The 15,600-nt window shown below is 36.2% G+C and carries 16 protein-coding genes and 1 other annotated feature; of the genes, 12 read left to right on the forward strand and 4 right to left on the reverse strand.

Annotation, left to right across the window (positions count from 1 at the left end; genetic code table 11):
* Positions 1-9 precede the first annotated feature (9 nt).
* The 4 genes from AAG068_RS02285 to AAG068_RS02300 all read left to right on the forward strand — a co-directional run bounded on the left by AAG068_RS02285 (position 10) and on the right by AAG068_RS02300 (position 2,421).
* Positions 10-153 carry a hypothetical protein gene (locus tag AAG068_RS02285; protein WP_000817976.1) on the forward strand — a complete coding sequence of 48 codons (144 nt, stop codon included), beginning with the start codon at positions 10-12 and terminating at the stop codon, positions 151-153.
* 80 nt (positions 154-233) lie between these two features.
* A complete protein-coding gene (locus AAG068_RS02290) occupies positions 234-815 on the forward strand; it encodes a TetR/AcrR family transcriptional regulator (protein WP_342717227.1) in 582 nt (193 codons plus the stop codon).
* A gap of 66 nt (positions 816-881) precedes the next feature.
* On the forward strand, positions 882-2,114 hold the full coding sequence (locus AAG068_RS02295; RefSeq protein WP_342717229.1) for an MFS transporter: 1,233 nt from the start codon (positions 882-884) through the stop codon (positions 2,112-2,114).
* A 55-nt stretch (positions 2,115-2,169) separates the two neighbouring features.
* A complete protein-coding gene (locus AAG068_RS02300; RefSeq protein WP_002078892.1) occupies positions 2,170-2,421 on the forward strand; it encodes a helix-turn-helix transcriptional regulator in 252 nt (83 codons plus the stop codon).
* A 106-nt stretch (positions 2,422-2,527) separates the two neighbouring features.
* Here AAG068_RS02300 and AAG068_RS02305 read toward each other — a convergent pair.
* The 3 genes from AAG068_RS02305 to AAG068_RS02315 form a co-directional block, all read right to left on the reverse strand.
* Positions 2,528-3,858 (reverse strand): IS3 family transposase gene (locus AAG068_RS02305; RefSeq protein WP_088060789.1). Its coding sequence is split into 2 segments (ribosomal slippage): positions 2,528-3,471 and positions 3,471-3,858, totalling 1,332 coding nucleotides; the frame shifts between segments, so codons are not numbered across the junction.
* 138 nt (positions 3,859-3,996) lie between these two features.
* The gene (locus AAG068_RS02310) at positions 3,997-5,280 is read right to left on the reverse strand and encodes an MFS transporter (RefSeq protein ID WP_342717235.1); all 1,284 of its coding nucleotides are present in this window, start codon (positions 5,278-5,280) and stop codon (positions 3,997-3,999) included.
* Between the two features lie 108 nt (positions 5,281-5,388).
* Positions 5,389-6,702 carry an ectonucleotide pyrophosphatase/phosphodiesterase gene (locus AAG068_RS02315; protein WP_342717237.1) on the reverse strand — a complete coding sequence of 438 codons (1,314 nt, stop codon included), beginning with the start codon at positions 6,700-6,702 and terminating at the stop codon, positions 5,389-5,391.
* Between the two features lie 155 nt (positions 6,703-6,857).
* Between AAG068_RS02315 and AAG068_RS02320 the strand changes: the two genes are divergently transcribed.
* The gene (locus AAG068_RS02320; protein WP_342717239.1) at positions 6,858-7,151 is read left to right on the forward strand and encodes a YesK-like family protein; all 294 of its coding nucleotides are present in this window, start codon (positions 6,858-6,860) and stop codon (positions 7,149-7,151) included.
* Positions 7,152-7,244: 93 nt separating this feature from the next.
* Positions 7,245-7,451: a binding site (T-box leader), on the forward strand.
* Positions 7,452-7,498: 47 nt separating this feature from the next.
* Positions 7,499-8,929, forward strand: a complete 1,431-nt coding sequence (gene proS / locus AAG068_RS02325) for a proline--tRNA ligase (protein WP_342717241.1) — start codon at positions 7,499-7,501, stop codon at positions 8,927-8,929.
* A gap of 66 nt (positions 8,930-8,995) precedes the next feature.
* On the opposite strand, the gene AAG068_RS02330 is transcribed toward proS, so the two are convergent.
* On the reverse strand, positions 8,996-9,913 hold the full coding sequence (locus tag AAG068_RS02330) for an LPXTG cell wall anchor domain-containing protein (protein WP_342717243.1): 918 nt from the start codon (positions 9,911-9,913) through the stop codon (positions 8,996-8,998).
* A 202-nt stretch (positions 9,914-10,115) separates the two neighbouring features.
* On the opposite strand from AAG068_RS02330, the gene AAG068_RS02335 reads away from it, so the two are divergent.
* The 6 genes from AAG068_RS02335 (at position 10,116) to AAG068_RS02360 (ending at position 15,591) form a co-directional block, all read left to right on the forward strand.
* Positions 10,116-10,994, forward strand: coding sequence for an ROK family protein (locus AAG068_RS02335; protein WP_342717245.1), 879 nt, complete (start codon positions 10,116-10,118; stop codon positions 10,992-10,994).
* A gap of 128 nt (positions 10,995-11,122) precedes the next feature.
* On the forward strand, positions 11,123-11,719 hold the full coding sequence (locus tag AAG068_RS02340) for a TerD family protein (protein ID WP_001121592.1): 597 nt from the start codon (positions 11,123-11,125) through the stop codon (positions 11,717-11,719).
* A 23-nt stretch (positions 11,720-11,742) separates the two neighbouring features.
* Entirely contained in the window at positions 11,743-12,327 is a 585-nt protein-coding gene (locus AAG068_RS02345) for a TerD family protein (protein ID WP_000146729.1), read from the forward strand.
* Positions 12,328-12,407: 80 nt separating this feature from the next.
* Positions 12,408-12,986 (forward strand): TerD family protein, encoded by a 579-nt coding sequence (locus tag AAG068_RS02350; RefSeq protein WP_000236649.1) that lies wholly within the window; start codon positions 12,408-12,410, stop codon positions 12,984-12,986.
* Between the two features lie 72 nt (positions 12,987-13,058).
* The gene (locus tag AAG068_RS02355) at positions 13,059-13,850 is read left to right on the forward strand and encodes a TerC family protein (RefSeq protein WP_342717271.1); all 792 of its coding nucleotides are present in this window, start codon (positions 13,059-13,061) and stop codon (positions 13,848-13,850) included.
* A gap of 109 nt (positions 13,851-13,959) precedes the next feature.
* On the forward strand, positions 13,960-15,591 hold the full coding sequence (locus AAG068_RS02360; protein ID WP_342717272.1) for a YceG family protein: 1,632 nt from the start codon (positions 13,960-13,962) through the stop codon (positions 15,589-15,591).
* The last annotated feature ends 9 nt before the right edge of the window (positions 15,592-15,600 follow it).

Consider the following 15,600-nt stretch of genomic DNA (forward strand, 5'->3'; position numbering starts at 1 on the left):
GGAATGGAAATGAAAAGGGAACCGAAAGTGAAAAACAAGGGGAAAGTAATGTTATTTTTATTAGCTGCGGGAGGCGTATTTCTTGTTAAATTAGGATTTAAAATTGGAATAATACATATGATTCGAACGTGGTTTGAAAGTACGTTTTCTTAAATATGGAATATAGCCTCTTGTAATAGAGGTTTTTAATTTGTTATTATTAGACTGAACGGTCGGTTTAAAGAGGTGTAAATATGAGAAGAAGCGCAGAAGAGATAAAGAAAGAAATTGCATATAAAGCAGAAAGTTTGTTTTCACAGAAGGGCTATGCAGCTACATCTATGGAAGAAATTTGTGAAATTACAGAGAGAAGTAAAGGAAGCATTTATTATCACTTTAAAAGTAAAGAAGAATTATTTTTATTTGTAGTAAAACAGCATACGTATGATTGGCTTGAAAAATGGAGTGAAAAAGAGAAGTTGTATAGTACGAATACTGAAAAACTATATGGTCTCGCGGAATATCATGTAGAGGACATACAGCAACCAATTTCAAATGCAATAGAGGAATTCTCTATGAGCCAAGTTGTAAGTAAAGAGATTTTGGATGAACTACTAGCTTTAACTAGAGAATCATATGTTATGTTTGAGAAAATAATTGAAGCAGGCATACAGTCTGGAGAGTTTCGTGAAGATAATACGCGCGATCTTATGTATATTGTGAATGGATTATTATCAGGGCTTGGGGTACTTTACTACGAGTTAGATTATAAAGAGCTGCAACGTATTTATAAAAAGGCAATAGATGTATTGTTAAAAGGAATGGCAGCTGAATAATAAGTCAGTTGCTTTTCTTACAAAACAAATTAGACCGAACGGTCGGTTTACGAAAGGGGAATGAAAATGAACGCTTTATTTAAAAACCGAGCATTTATGCTCGTTATGGCATCTGATATTTTACAACAATTTGCAATTTGGATCAGAAATATGGCTCTTTTATATTTCATAATGGAGCGAACGAATAATGATCCAGTTTCAGTTTCGTTGTTATCGGTTATGGAATATGCACCTATTTTTATGTTCTCGTTTATCGGTGGTGCACTAGCTGATCGCTGGAATCCGAAAAGAACGATGGTTGCTGGAGATGTATTAAGCGTACTGTCTATTATAGGAATTGTCTTGTTGTTAAAGCTAGATTATTGGCAGGCTATATTTTTTGCAACACTCATTTCTGCGATTGTAGGTCAGTTTTCTCAGCCATCATCTTCTCGTATATTTAAGCGCTACGTAAAAGAGGAACAGGTAGCAAATGCGATTGCATTTAACCAAACATTACAGTCATTATTTCTGATTTTTGGACCAGTGGTAGGATCGTTTGTGTATACACAACTTGGTTTATTTACGTCACTATATAGTTTAATCATTTTATTTTTGTTATCTGCTATCGCCCTTTCATTCTTACCAAAATGGGTTGAAAAAGAGCAAGTGGCGAGAGATTCATTAAAAAATGATATAAAAGAAGGGTGGAAATATGTTCTTCATACGAAAAATTTACGTATGATTACAATCACTTTCACCATTATGGGCTTAGCTGTTGGACTAACGAATCCATTAGAAGTGTTTCTTGTAATAGAACGGCTGGGAATGGAAAAGGAAGCAGTTCAATATTTAGCCGCAGCTGACGGGATAGGTATGTTAATCGGTGGTATTGTTGCTGCAGTTTTCGCTTCAAAAGTGAATCCGAAAAAGATGTTTGTGTTTGGTATGAGCATATTAGCGATGTCATTTTTAGTAGAAGGGATATCTACATCATTTTGGATTACTAGTTTTATGAGATTTGGAACAGGTATTTGTTTAGCTTGTGTTAATATCGTTGTCGGTACGCTTATGATTCAACTTGTACCAGAAAATATGGTTGGAAGAGTAAATGGAACAATTTTGCCACTGTTTATGGGGGCAATGTTAATTGGAACTTCACTAGCTGGAGGATTAAAGGAACTAACGTCACTAGTTACCGTATTTTGTATAGCAATGTCACTTATTTTATTAGCAATAGGTCCAGTTTTACGTATGCAAATAAAAAAAGAAGATATTGTTAATCGAGAGGAAATGACGAATTCATTGGTTTCGAAATAGCTATTTTAGGGGGCTGGATGGCCCCTTTTTTTCACGGTGATCTTTTGACAATGAAATGTACCGACTATATACTAATGTTGTAAAAACGATTTTACATGTTAGGAGAAAAGATGTGAAAAATCAAATTTATGAATTACGCACTGAAAATAATATTTCACAAGGTGCATTAGCTGATAAGTGTAAAGTCTCAAGACAGACGATAAATGCAATTGAGAATAATAAATATGATCCAAGCTTAGCGTTAGCTTTTCGTTTAGCGGAAGTATTAGGAACAACTGTTGATAAACTATTTTTGTATAAGATGTAGCGTCTTTCATTGTGGGGCGTTATTAATAAAAGTATAGAAAAAGATTCTCTTCTTATGTGAACTGTACCCTATAAAATGGACAGTTTAATAAAAAAGCCCTGAAAAATCAAGCACTTAAAAGGTGGTTCCGATATTCAATCGGAGCCATCTTTTTTAATGTCCACTGATAACGATTATAATTATACTCCTTCATATATTCCCTTATGTTGAGTTCGAGGGATTCAAAGGTTTGACAATCTTTATAATCTAATTCATCTTTCATATGACCAAAAAAGGATTCCATTGGTGCATTGTCTAAACAATTGCCCCTACGGGACATAGATTGTCTGATTCCCATTTCCCTTACGCGTTTCTGAAATTCAGGGTGTGTGTAATGAATACCTTGGTCTGAATGTAGAAGCGCTTCAGAATGGATGCTTTCTCCTAATCTCTCTTTCAAGTTATTTAATGTTTGATAGACGATATCCATTTGTAAAGAAGAGGAGACATGATAGGCTAAAATTTCTCGTGTTGTGCTGTCTTTTACACATGATAAATAAGCCTTCTTTCCTTTTCCATAAAATAAATAGGTAATATCCGTTAACATACTTTTTTCAGGCTCTTCTTGATTGAATTGGCGTTTTAAAAGGTTCGGACATGTTTTATGTTCTTGTGTCGCCTTTGCGATGTGTTTATAAGGATTCGCTCGGCGAATCTTTGTCACAAGATTATATTTACGCATAATACGGTAAATACGTTTGAGGTTCATACAAATTCCTTTTGTCTTTTCCAACACCATTTTGATAGAACGACCACCACATGTTTTCCTTTTTCGATTGAAAATTTCTTGGATCCATTCATAATCTGTTTCATCATTGCGTTCTTTTTCTAGATGTTTCTCTGTCTGATGAAGCCACGCATAGTATCCACTCCGACTTACCCCAGCCAGTGTGCAAAGATAACGCACCATACGTGGGAATTGGAATCGACGTATGGTTTGTTCAATCAGTGTGTATGTTTCTCGTGGTGTTAACGCTTCTTCTGTAACGCCTGCCTTTCGAGTTCTTCTAACTTTTTTAGGAATGTCAATTCCGCTTCTAAGAACGCAATACGCGCTTCCGCTTTCTTTAATTTTTCATCGGAAGAGAGAGGTTTTTCCGAAGGACGTCCCGTGCTTCCTTTCCCGCGGCGTTCTGTATAAAATCCTTCTTCACCAAATTGTTCAAAGGTTCTTCGCCAACGTTTCAAGCATTGTTTTGGTTTCTCCTCACCAATCACAGCTAAGTCAAACCCATTCTCTAAAAAGATTTGGCTAGGACCTTTTCCTTGTTGATTTTCTTTTACCGCTCTTACTTTGAAATCTGGACAATAGCTAATCGAACGTTCCGACGCTTTTACTACATTTTTATTTTTTTCCAGCTGCTTCATTTGAATCTCATTAAAAATAATTTTACTCATTCTCCGTACCTCATTTCTATCGTTGGTTCCATTATAACGAGGTTTTTTGATAAAAATACACAAAAACCCCGAATCATGGGGCTTTTTTTAAGTGTCCATGATTCGGGGTACAGTTCATATGTGAAGAGGATCTTTTTCTTATAGTGTTTTAGTTTTTGGACTAGGTGGTGTAACGGATGTGGGATTTTCCGGAACTCTAGTTAGTAAGAATCCCCCGATAATGAACAGTACAATAATACTAAGGACACCAGCGTTTGTTTTTCCTGTTAATTGAGTTGTAACACCGACTAATACTGGACCCATAATCGCTGCGAACTTGCCAAATACATTATAAAATCCGAAGAATTCATTTGCCGATTCTTTAGGTACTAGTTTAGCAAAATAGGAGCGACTAAGTGCTTGAATCCCGCCCTGAGAAGTGGCAACTAACATTGCTAAAATCCAGAAATCGAGTGTCGTTTTTAAGAAATAAGCATATGTGCAGATAATGATATAAATAATAATACCGACATATAGCATCTTTTTACCTGTAAATGTTTCTGATAATTTTCCGTATAATAAAGCGAATGGACAAGCTACAATTTGTGTGACGAATAAGATGATTAATAGATTCGTTGCACTAATACCAAGATCTGTTCCGTAAGCAGTGGACATAGTAATAATTGTATCGACCCCATCAATATAGAAAAAGTAAGCGATTAGGAACATGAATACAGTTTTATATTCTTTAATATTTTTAAAAGTATCAGCAAGGCGTTTGAAGCTCATTGTAATTGGTCTAGGGTGACGTTCAATATAGTGTGTTTGCTCTACGTTTTTTAGCATTGGGATTGTAAATAACCCCCACCAAAGAGCTGTTATCGCAAATGAAATTTGACTAGCAATACCAACAGATAAAGGGATAGTTCCTTTTTGAGCAAGAATAATAAGGGCGATACAACCGATGAAAGGAATAGTACTCCCAATATAGCCTAATGCGAAACCTCGCGTAGAAATTCGATCCATTCTATCTTCAGAAGTGACATCTACTAAAAATGCATCATAAAAAATGTTTGCTCCAGCAAAACCGACTAATGCGAGCATATAGCATCCTAGTAATAAGTACCACTGAGATGTTGGGACGACTGCTAGCATACTTGTAAATACGATACCAAGTCCAAAGAAGAATGTGAAAAATCGTTTTTTAAATCCTTTATAATCAGCAACTGTGCCGAGAATAGGGGCAAGTATAGAAATTAAAAGTGTAGCGAACGAGTTTGCATATCCCCAATATGCTGTTGAAGTTGCACCAGAAAGCCCAGCTTCTTTTGCAGCTGCCTTAAAGTAAATTGGGAATAATGCAGTTGTAATGATGAGCGAATATACGGAGTTCGCCCAATCGTATAATATCCAGCTTTTTTCTTGTCTGGACATTTTTTTCATATAGTGTTCCCCCTTAAATTTGTTCTACTAACAGTGTACAAAAATAAAAATTATAAAAAGAGAAACAGTGATGATTTTTACATAACTTTTACATATATACACAGTTCTTTACAATTGGAGTAAATCCTCTACAATGGACCCGTCTGTTTCACCTAAGTGTAAACCGAGTAGTCTAGCGATAGTTGGACCTTCATCAATAAGTCTCATATACGGAATGGTAACGCCGTTTTTTATACCTTTCCCAGCAGCGATAAAAATTGTTTCATAGTTAGGTTTTGTTGGAGAGTATCCATGCGTACCAAATGTATATTTTTTACTAGGCGTAACGTCTTGTTCAGTAATCTCTTTTATAAAATCTCCTATATAGTTTTCAGTGAAATAATACCCTTCTCGCGCTTCTAACATAAATAAACAATTACCATCGGCACCGCAGTCTTTTGCAGCTTCATCATGAAGTATAAATTCAATTCCATTTTGTTTATTTTGAAGTAGTTCTTCGAGGAGTAGTTGTACGTCTCGAATTGTATCGGTATCGTTCTTATCTTTCACATATACATAAGCAGATCCGTCACAACTTTGACAATAGGCCTTCCAGTCTATTAATTTTCCTTTTGAATTTATAGATAGTAGCCCGTTTTGATGAAATAGTACATTTAATTGAATGGCTTTGCTTTCACTTAAAGCGCTATGGTCACCAAGAGCGATAATTGTACTCTCTTCGTATAGGTCACTATCTTTTAAAGCTTGAATAATTTTTCCTACCCGTTCATCGTGTCTATGAATTGCAGCTATTGTTTCTTTTGATTCAAAGCCGTGATAGTGTCTTTGAGTGTCTAAATCGGTGAAATGTACAAACATGACATTTGGCTTCTTCGTCTGGATTGTATGCAAAGCAGCAGCAAGTACGAAATCATCGAGTTCAGGTTGTGACAAACCATTTCGTATATGGCCGAAGCGAAGATTTAAATCTAATTGATATAGCGGACTACCGCTAAATAATGAAACTAAAACTTGATTTTGCCACGGTCTATTTGGAAAGATTTCTGGTAAATTGTAATCAATATTTGCTCTTCCAGTAACAGGCCATAGAAGGGCAGCTGTCGTTAAATTTGCTTTACGTGCTTCATCGTATAGCGTTGTTCCCTTAATGGATTTTCGGTACCAATGCCAATCGGGTGACTCGCGTCCAGGTTGAAGTAACGTATTGCTAACTACGCCATGTTTATTAGGATAGTTTCCAGTAACGATTGTTGAGTGACTTGGGTATGTTACAGAAGGATAAATAGGTTCCACTTTTTTCGCCAGTGCGCCCTTGTTTATTAATGTTTGGAAATTAGGAAGTTTTTGTAATATAGGAAAATCTAAAGCTGATAAGCAATCGAAAGACAAAATAATGACATGGTTTGTTAATGCTTTATCCATAAAGTTCCCTCCTGATTATATAAAACCTATTCTTATATATTACTATTAATACCTAGTAATAAAAATATAATTTTAAGTTGGAAATTTATTATTTATTTTCAGAAAAATTAAACATATAATTAAGTATAAGGGAATGAATGGAAGGAGGGAATACTATGGATTGGCTAGATGGATTTGGTATCTTTTACATCATTGGCGGAATTACGATTATCCTTGTATTTGCTATTTCGTATTTATTAAAGAAACAGTTTCCAGACAAGCAGTTTGATATTATATTTGCACTTAGTTTAATACTTCTTTGCCTAGCATCCTTTCCGGTTTCAATGATGGTGATTGGTGGATGGGAAGGAATGGGATATGGATTTATTGGTTTCTTCGTTCTCCTTGGTACACTTATCGGTATGATTGCACATCAACTTTTAAAAATCACGAGAAAAAGCTACATATAAAACTGCAAAAAACGAAAAAAATATATAAAAATGAGAAAATTAGCTATTGTTTTAAAAAAGAATTTGTATTATGATAATCAACAAATTTATTTCGTTATAACGATGAAAAAGGACTAGTACATGTTCAACCTTTTTAGCAGAGAGAGAATCCACCCGGCTGAAAGATTCTTAAAAAGGAGATATGGAACCTACCTTTGCGTTCTGCATATGCAGCGGGAATTTCCCGTTATCAAAAAGAGAGCATGCGCAATTTTTGTGCATGAATCAGGGTGGTAACGCCGGCAAAGCTCGGTCCCTATTTAGGGATGCGGGCTTTTTTGTATTTTCTAGAAGGAGGAAGACTTACTATGGCAAAAGAGCAAGTACAAGCGATTACGAAGATGGAAGAGGACTTTGCACAGTGGTACACAGATATTGTAAAAAAAGCAGAACTTGTTGATTATTCAAGTGTAAAAGGATGTATGATTCTACGCCCGTATGGTTATGCCTTATGGGAAAATATGCAGAAAGTGATGGATGAGAAGTTAAAAGCAACTGGTCATGAAAATGTGTATATGCCAATGTTTATCCCAGAGAGTTTATTGCAAAAGGAGAAGGATCATGTAGAAGGATTCGCTCCTGAAGTAGCATGGGTGACACATGGCGGGGATGAAAAGTTAGCGGAGAGGCTTTGTATACGCCCTACATCTGAAACTTTATTCTGTGAGCATTTTTCAAAAATTGTGCAATCCTATAATGATTTGCCAAAGTTATATAATCAGTGGTGTTCAGTAGTTCGTTGGGAAAAGACAACGAGACCATTCCTTCGTACAACGGAATTCTTATGGCAAGAGGGTCATACAATTCATGAAACGGCAGAAGAATCGCAAGCTGAAACATTAAATATTTTAAATCTATATGCTTCTTTCTGTGAAGATTACTTAGCGATACCGGTAATTAAAGGACAAAAAACAGAAAAAGAAAAATTTGCGGGGGCAAAGGCAACTTATACAATTGAAAGCTTAATGCATGATGGAAAAGCACTTCAAACAGGAACATCTCATAACTTTGGAACGAATTTCTCTGAAGCATTTGATATTAAATTTTTAGATCGTAACGGTAAGTGGCAATATGTACACCAAACATCTTGGGGAGTATCAACAAGAATGATAGGTGGACTTATTATGGTTCATAGTGATAATAATGGGCTTGTAATGCCTCCTAAAGTCGCACCGGTGCAAGTTGTTATTGTACCAATTGCTCAGCATAAAGAAGGAGTTTTATCGAAAGCAACAGAGTTACAAGGACATATTCAAAAGGTTGCACGCGTAAAAATAGATGCTAGTAATAAAACACCGGGCTGGAAATTTAATGAGTATGAAATGAAGGGCATTCCAATTCGGTTAGAAGTTGGTCCTAAAGATATTGAAAAGAATCAAGTTGTACTTGTAAGAAGAGATACGAAAGAAAAAGAATTTATATCAATGGATCAATTAGAAGAACGTATTCCAGCACTACTTGAGGAAATTCATGACTCTTTATTTAATAAGGCAAAAGTATTCCGCGATGAGAATACGTATAGTGCGGCGAATTTCGAAGAGATGAAAAAAGTAGCTGATGAAAAACAAGGATTTATTAAGGCAATGTGGTGCGGAGAATTAGCTTGTGAAGAGAAACTAAAAGAAGAAGTTGGAGTATCTTCTCGATGTATGCCTTTTGAGCAAGAGCGTTTGGCTGACGAATGTATTTGTTGTGGTAAAGAAGCTAAACAAATGGTGTATTGGGGAAAAGCGTATTAATACTCTTTCTGATAGGTGATAAAAAGGACTTTGGGCTGCATAATAAAATGCAATCCAAAGTCCTTTTTAATTTTTACGGCGAATAAATAGTAACATACCGATTAGGAATGTTGAAAGTCCCATTAAAATAGATGCAGGATAATGTGTTGCTGTATTAGGTAACTTATCGCCTTGTTTTTTCGCATTATCTTTTACATTACCACCTTGGGAACCGTTGCCTCCTTGAGAACTACTATCGCCTTTAACACCGTTGTCACCTTGAGAGCCACTGCCATCAGAACCGTTACCACCAGAACTGTTGCCGCCCGAGCCATTGCCACCAGAACCGCTGCCACCAGAACCGTTACCACCAGAACCGTTGTCGCCAGAACCATTGCCACCAGAGCCATTGCCGCCAGAACCGTTGCCACCAGAGCCGTTACCGCCTTGACCACTGCCATCAGAGCCATTGCCGCCAGAACCGTTGCCACCAGAACCGTTACCACCAGAACCATTGCCATCAGAACCGTTACCACCAGAACCATTGCCATCAGAACCGTTACCACCAGAACCATTGCCATCAGAACCGTTACCACCGGAACTGTTGCCACCAGAGCCATTACCACCAGAACCATTGCCATCAGAACCGTTACCACCAGAACCATTGCCATCAGAACCGTTACCACCGGAACTGTTGCCACCAGAGCCATTACCACCAGAGCCATTGCCACCAGAGCCATTGCCACCAGAACCGTTACCACCGGAACCGTTGTCACCAGAACCACTGCCACCAGAGCCATTGCCGCCAGAACCACCATCGTCCTGAGAACCATTGTTTCCTGGTGGTTTATTATTATCTTTTGAGTTATCTTCTGCTAAATGATCGTTATTTTGTACAATTGCGTTTGTTGCTGGAGAGAAGTTTTCCGTTGCTGCATTACCGATATTTAAACCACTAAAAAAAGATAAAGAGAGTGTTGATGCTAAAATGAAGATTTTCGTCATTGTTTTCCTCCTAAGAAATTAATATTCCATCTAAAATACATCCCTTTGTAATATTTCTTAGGAAAAAGAGTTTTATGCAAAAAAAACTATATATAGAAAAAGGTGGTGTATTTCTGAAGAGAGAAAAGAGTTAGTGTAAATTCTTTATAATAGTAGAGTGGTGAGAATTTTACACTCATTACAGTAGAGGAAGTGACAGCAGATGAAAGAATATATTGCATTTGATATTGGTGGTACGCAAATTAAATATGGGATTGTTTCAGAAACAGGGACGGTATTAAAGCATAAAACAGTTTCAACAGAAATTCATTTGGGTGGGGAACAAATCATTCAAAAACTTATTCTTCTATCCAAACAATTACTGAATGAACATACGATTTCGGGAATTGGTATTAGTACTGCGGGAATTGTTAATATTTATAAAGGAGTTGTAACGGGAGGGGTGGAGCATATTCCGAACTACGCGACTATTCCTATTATTGATAGATTGCAAGAAGTATTACAAGTTCCTGTGTCCGTTGAGAATGATGTGAATTGTGCAGCTTTGGGAGAGAAATGGAAAGGTATTGGAAACCGAAAAAGAAACTTTATTATGCTCACCCTTGGAACTGGTATTGGAGGAGCAATTTTTATAGATGGAGAGTTATATAGAGGGCATTCGTTTAGTGCTGGTGAATGGGGAAATATGTTAATAGAAGGAAAGCCGTTTGAAGAGGTCGCTTCCATTTCAGGGTTAATTCGTCTTATGCGAAAATATAAAGGTGAAAGCGATTGGAATGGAAAAAAGATTTTTGAACTGTATGATAAAGGTGATAGGGAAGTTACGCAAGCAATTGAGGTTTTCTTTAAGCAATTAGCGATTGGAATTAGTAACCTTGCTTATATTTTTAATCCAGAAATGATTGTTATAGGTGGAGGAATTACTGATAGAGGAAATCATTTCTTAAAAGAAGTAAAAGAAGAGGTAGAAAAATATTTAAACAAAGAGATTTATAGTAATTGTGAGATTGAGCTTGCACAAAACGGTAATTGCGCAGGAATGATTGGTGCCATTTACCACTTCTTACATCATCATAAGTAAATTATATGAATGTTTTCATATAACTGAGAATTTATCCTTTTTATCACTAGGTAAATAATGCTACAATATAAGGGAAGAATACAATATTTTCCGCCTTGGAAAATGCTTTGTAGAAAGGAAGAAACTTCATGCCTATTATTTTAGAAAAAGGTCAAAAGATCGATTTAACGAAAGGACAACCAAAAGTAGCAAAACTACAGGTTGGCTTAGGCTGGGATCCAATTGGGCAATCAGGTGGGTTTCTGTCTTCATTATTTGGAAGTAAACCAAATGTAGATTGTGATGCATCTGTTGTTATGTTAGAAGGGGATCGTTTTTTAAACAAAAACGATTTAGTTTACTTCGGAAACAAGCTTTCTACTTGTGGTAGTATGATTCATTCAGGAGACAATTTAACAGGTGAAGGCGCTGGTGATGACGAAACAATTTTCGTAGAATTACATAAAGTTCCGAGCCGTATTAATCGTTTAGTATTCGTTGTAAATATTTATGACTGTGTAAATCGTCGTCAAGATTTCGGGATGATTCGTAATGCATATATTCGTATTCAAAACCCGCAAACTGGTGAAGAATTAGCACGCTATAATTTATCGGATAATTATGCTGGCAAAACGACTCTAATTGCAGGTGAAATGTATCGCCACGGAAGTGAATGGAAGTTTTCAGCTGTTGGAGAAGGTACACAAGATAAAAACTTAAGTGAGATTGTATCACGTTATCAATAAAATAAACCGAGGAGGAATCGTGTATGGCATCAATTTCATTGAAAAAAGGACAAAAGGTAGACTTAACAAAAACGAATCCAGGTCTTTCAAAAGTTCTTGTAGGACTTGGTTGGGATACGAATCGTTATGACGGACAAAACGATTTCGATTTAGATGTTAGTATTTTCTTAGTAGGTGCTAACGGTAAAGTTTCAGGTGCAGAGGATTTCGTCTTCTATAATAACCCAAAAGGTGCGAATGGTGCTGTAGAGCATTTAGGAGATAACCGAACTGGTGAAGGTGAAGGCGATGACGAATCGATTAAAGTAGATTTAAAAAATGTACCTGCACATATCGAACGTATTTGTTTCACTATCACAATTTACGATGGAGAAGGTCGTAGCCAAAACTTCGGACAAGTTTCTAACTCTTTCGTACGTATTTTAGATGAAGAAAAGAATGCAGAGTTAATTCGTTACGACTTAGGAGAAGATTTCTCTATTGAAACAGCTGTTGTAGTAGGTGAATTATACCGTCATGCAGGTGACTGGAAGTTCAATGCAATCGGAAGTGGATTCCAAGGTGGATTAGCGTCTCTATGTAATAACTTTGGTTTAGATGTAGAGTAATAGATTAATAAATCCATCAGTGAAACGTATGTTTACTGATGGATTTATTTTTAAAAATTAAATTATAGAGGTGAATATAAATGGTTATTCAATTGCAAAAAGGACAGAAGATTGATTTAGGCAAAACAAGCCCAGGCTTAACAAAAGCAGTAATTGGTCTTGGATGGGATATTAAATCTTACGACGGTGGATCAGATTTCGATTTAGATGCATCTGCCTTTTTATTAGATGCGAACGGAAAATGTACGAAGGAAACTGATTTTATCTTCTATAATAATTTACAGTCTCCTTGTGGATCTGTTCTACATACAGGAGATAACCGCACAGGTGAAGGTGAAGGTGACGATGAGCAACTTGTTGTGGACTTAAAGAAAGTTCCAGCAGATGTGCACAAAATTGCTATTACAGTTACAATTTATGATGCAGAAGGCCGTAGTCAAAACTTTGGACAAGTAGGAAATGCGTTCGTTCGTTTAGCGAATGAAGAAACGAATGAAGAAGTTCTTCGTTTTGATTTAGGGGAAGATTTCTCCATCGAAACAGCAGTTGTCTTTTGTGAATTATACCGTCATAATGGACAGTGGAAGTTTAATGCAGTAGGAAGTGGATTCCAAGGTGGTTTAGGTGCGCTTGTAAGAGCGTATGGCTTGGATGCATAGAAAGGAAACGACATTCGTTTCCTTTTTTTGACCTTTCTATAAATCTAGCAAAGAATAGGGGATATAGGTAAGATGAGTATTTTGCAAGGAATCCTTGATACGTATGCTCAGTTTTTTGACTTGGACATGTGGATTAAAGTGTTGCAGGATCCAGTATCTTGGGGATTAATTGGTACACTTGTTGTACTTGAAGGGTTGTTATCTGCTGATAACGCACTTGTATTAGCAGTAATGGTAAAACACCTTCCGGAAGAGAAACGTAAAAAAGCATTATTCTATGGACTTATTGGTGCTTATGTATTCCGCTTTATTGCAATTGGAATCGGAATGTTCTTAATTAAATTATGGTGGGTAAAACTTCTTGGTGCACTTTACCTTGCTTGGTTATCAGTGAAATACTTTATTGATAAGCGTAAAGGTGCAAGTGAAGAAGAAGAAGCTCATGGCATGAATCAAAATAGTATTCTCTTTAGAATGTTCGGTGTCTTCTGGGGAACAGTTGCGATGGTTGAATTAATGGATATCGCGTTCTCTGTAGATAGCGTACTTGCTGCATTCGGTGTATCTAATGAAGTTTGGATTCTATTATTAGGCGGAATGCTCGGTATTTTAATGATGCGTGGTATCGCTGGTGTATTCTTAAAATTGTTAGAGCGTATTCCAGAGCTTGAAACAACAGCATATATTTTAATCTTAATTATCGCATCGAAAATGCTATTGTCTCTAATTGATATTCATATTAGTCATACACTGTTCTTCATTATTTTAGTTGTAGCATTTGGAGCAACATTTATAATTCACTACATGAAGAATTCTGGACAAGCTAAAGAAGAAGTTGCAGCTACTAAAGAAGACAATAAATAATTGAAATGGGTTTGCTCGTTTTACGAGCGCCCATTTTTTATAACCAAAAATAGTTTATAATAGAAGAAAGACTTAGAAAAAACGTAAATGTTTTTGGAGGTGAACTGTTGTGTTTTCACGTTTTACACTTCAACCATATGCATTAAAAGATGAATCAGATTTAAAGCAATTTGAAACACTTTTAGAAAAACGTCCACAATATGAGCTGACAGAGAATGAAATGAAATTTAGTTATATAGCATGTCGAATCCTTGGCGTTCCTAATGATGTAGATGAATATTTTAATGAGCTGTTTGATTATAGTGAAGCGAAAGGAATCGAAGTTTTACATGAACAAAATTTAAACAAAGTGATTGATTCGGAAAAACTTCGTCACATTCAAGAAGTGTTCGGATTACATCAAGAAGCACCAAATGGTCTGACAGTAAATAGGCTAGTGGCACACTTATCTGGGAAACAACTTTTGCCGAAAGTGGATAATCCTGACTTACAGCATTATATACATACAACATTTATTTCTGTATTGAAATTATATGAGAAACAACATAATCAATCTTTAAAGACAGAAGGCTTCCGTCGTTTCTTAATCGACATAATTAAATTAAGCGAAAATTACGTAGCGAAGTGGTTCTCTACGGTTAACTATAAGAAACAAATGCCGCGTATCGTTTGGTATGGTGATGCACAGGAAAGCCGTATATATTTCTTATACTTTCTTATTATGCTCGGCTGCGATGTACTTTATTATCATCCAGAAGGAAAAGATGGATTTGAGAATGTTGATGAAGAGGGAAGAACTTTTATTGTGTCTCATCCAGGTCGCATTTCTCTTGAACCATTTCCGGATCGCCGCCGCGAGCGTGTGGCAACAGTAGCATATCAAGCTTCAAAAGAAATTGAACAAGTACTTCACCACGATAATTCACTGCTGTACAAGCCGTGGCAATTCCGTTCCTATACGCCTGTAGCTCGTACATTAAAAACAACATACGATGAACTCTTTTTAATTACGAAGGAAAAGGCGTTTGTACGTCCGACATTCTATGTTGAAAATAAACACATTTATATTCCTTCTTTATTTGCGAAAATATCAGGTGTTTCAAAAAATGATAAAGAATATTTTCAACGATTAAAGACTGTTACATCATTTGATAACAGTTTATTAATTAATACATTCCCGTTTACGAAAGAACAGAAAGCGAATTTCCAATATCATTATCGAGATGCATTAGACCGCGGGGGGAAACTACATCCTGATCTAATTATGAATAGCCATTGGTGGCCACATAAACGATTGCCAGAAGGTTTACAACATGGGATTGCAGAGGCGATCATCCATACGTGTGAAAGTGAAAAGTGTAAACCAATTGCAAAAGAGACGAAACAAGATGTAGCGCTATATGTTTTCGCACAACTTTCTCAAATACCACCGAATATTTTAGAGCAGCTTGAGAAATTTGATTATTCACAAGATGTACCAAAAATTGTTATATTTAATAATGAGAAGAGTGGAGAATTGACTCGTTCTGATGCTGTTTTATTACTATTTTTAAATCAAATAGGAGTAGATGTATTCCACTTCAATCCAACAGGAAGAAACGATATTGAACCGTATATTGAAGCGGGGGCATTTGATTCACATTGGCTTGAAGAAGTTAATTTCGATCTTGAGTTTCATGGTTCATCAGCCTATAAAAATTTATCACAAACAATAAAAGGACTATTTCGTCCATTTTTATAAGGAAAGGGA

The sequence above is a fragment of the Bacillus paramycoides genome (genome assembly GCF_038971285.1).
Taxonomy (GTDB): Bacteria; Bacillota; Bacilli; order Bacillales; family Bacillaceae_G; genus Bacillus_A.

Coding starts and splice junctions, on each gene's coding strand:
- AAG068_RS02340 (WP_001121592.1), top strand. CDS start 11,123: ATGCCTATTATTTTAGAAAAAGGTCAAAAGATCGATTTAACGAAAGGA.
- AAG068_RS02295 (WP_342717229.1), top strand. CDS start 882: ATGAACGCTTTATTTAAAAACCGAGCATTTATGCTCGTTATGGCATCT.
- AAG068_RS02335 (WP_342717245.1), top strand. CDS start 10,116: ATGAAAGAATATATTGCATTTGATATTGGTGGTACGCAAATTAAATAT.
- AAG068_RS02320 (WP_342717239.1), top strand. CDS start 6,858: ATGGATTGGCTAGATGGATTTGGTATCTTTTACATCATTGGCGGAATT.
- AAG068_RS02345 (WP_000146729.1), top strand. CDS start 11,743: ATGGCATCAATTTCATTGAAAAAAGGACAAAAGGTAGACTTAACAAAA.
- AAG068_RS02350 (WP_000236649.1), top strand. CDS start 12,408: ATGGTTATTCAATTGCAAAAAGGACAGAAGATTGATTTAGGCAAAACA.
- AAG068_RS02310 (WP_342717235.1), bottom strand. CDS start 5,280: ATGAAAAAAATGTCCAGACAAGAAAAAAGCTGGATATTATACGATTGG.
- proS (WP_342717241.1), top strand. CDS start 7,499: ATGGCAAAAGAGCAAGTACAAGCGATTACGAAGATGGAAGAGGACTTT.
- AAG068_RS02315 (WP_342717237.1), bottom strand. CDS start 6,702: ATGGATAAAGCATTAACAAACCATGTCATTATTTTGTCTTTCGATTGC.
- AAG068_RS02285 (WP_000817976.1), top strand. CDS start 10: ATGAAAAGGGAACCGAAAGTGAAAAACAAGGGGAAAGTAATGTTATTT.
- AAG068_RS02290 (WP_342717227.1), top strand. CDS start 234: ATGAGAAGAAGCGCAGAAGAGATAAAGAAAGAAATTGCATATAAAGCA.
- AAG068_RS02300 (WP_002078892.1), top strand. CDS start 2,170: ATGTACCGACTATATACTAATGTTGTAAAAACGATTTTACATGTTAGG.
- AAG068_RS02330 (WP_342717243.1), bottom strand. CDS start 9,913: ATGACGAAAATCTTCATTTTAGCATCAACACTCTCTTTATCTTTTTTT.
- AAG068_RS02355 (WP_342717271.1), top strand. CDS start 13,059: ATGAGTATTTTGCAAGGAATCCTTGATACGTATGCTCAGTTTTTTGAC.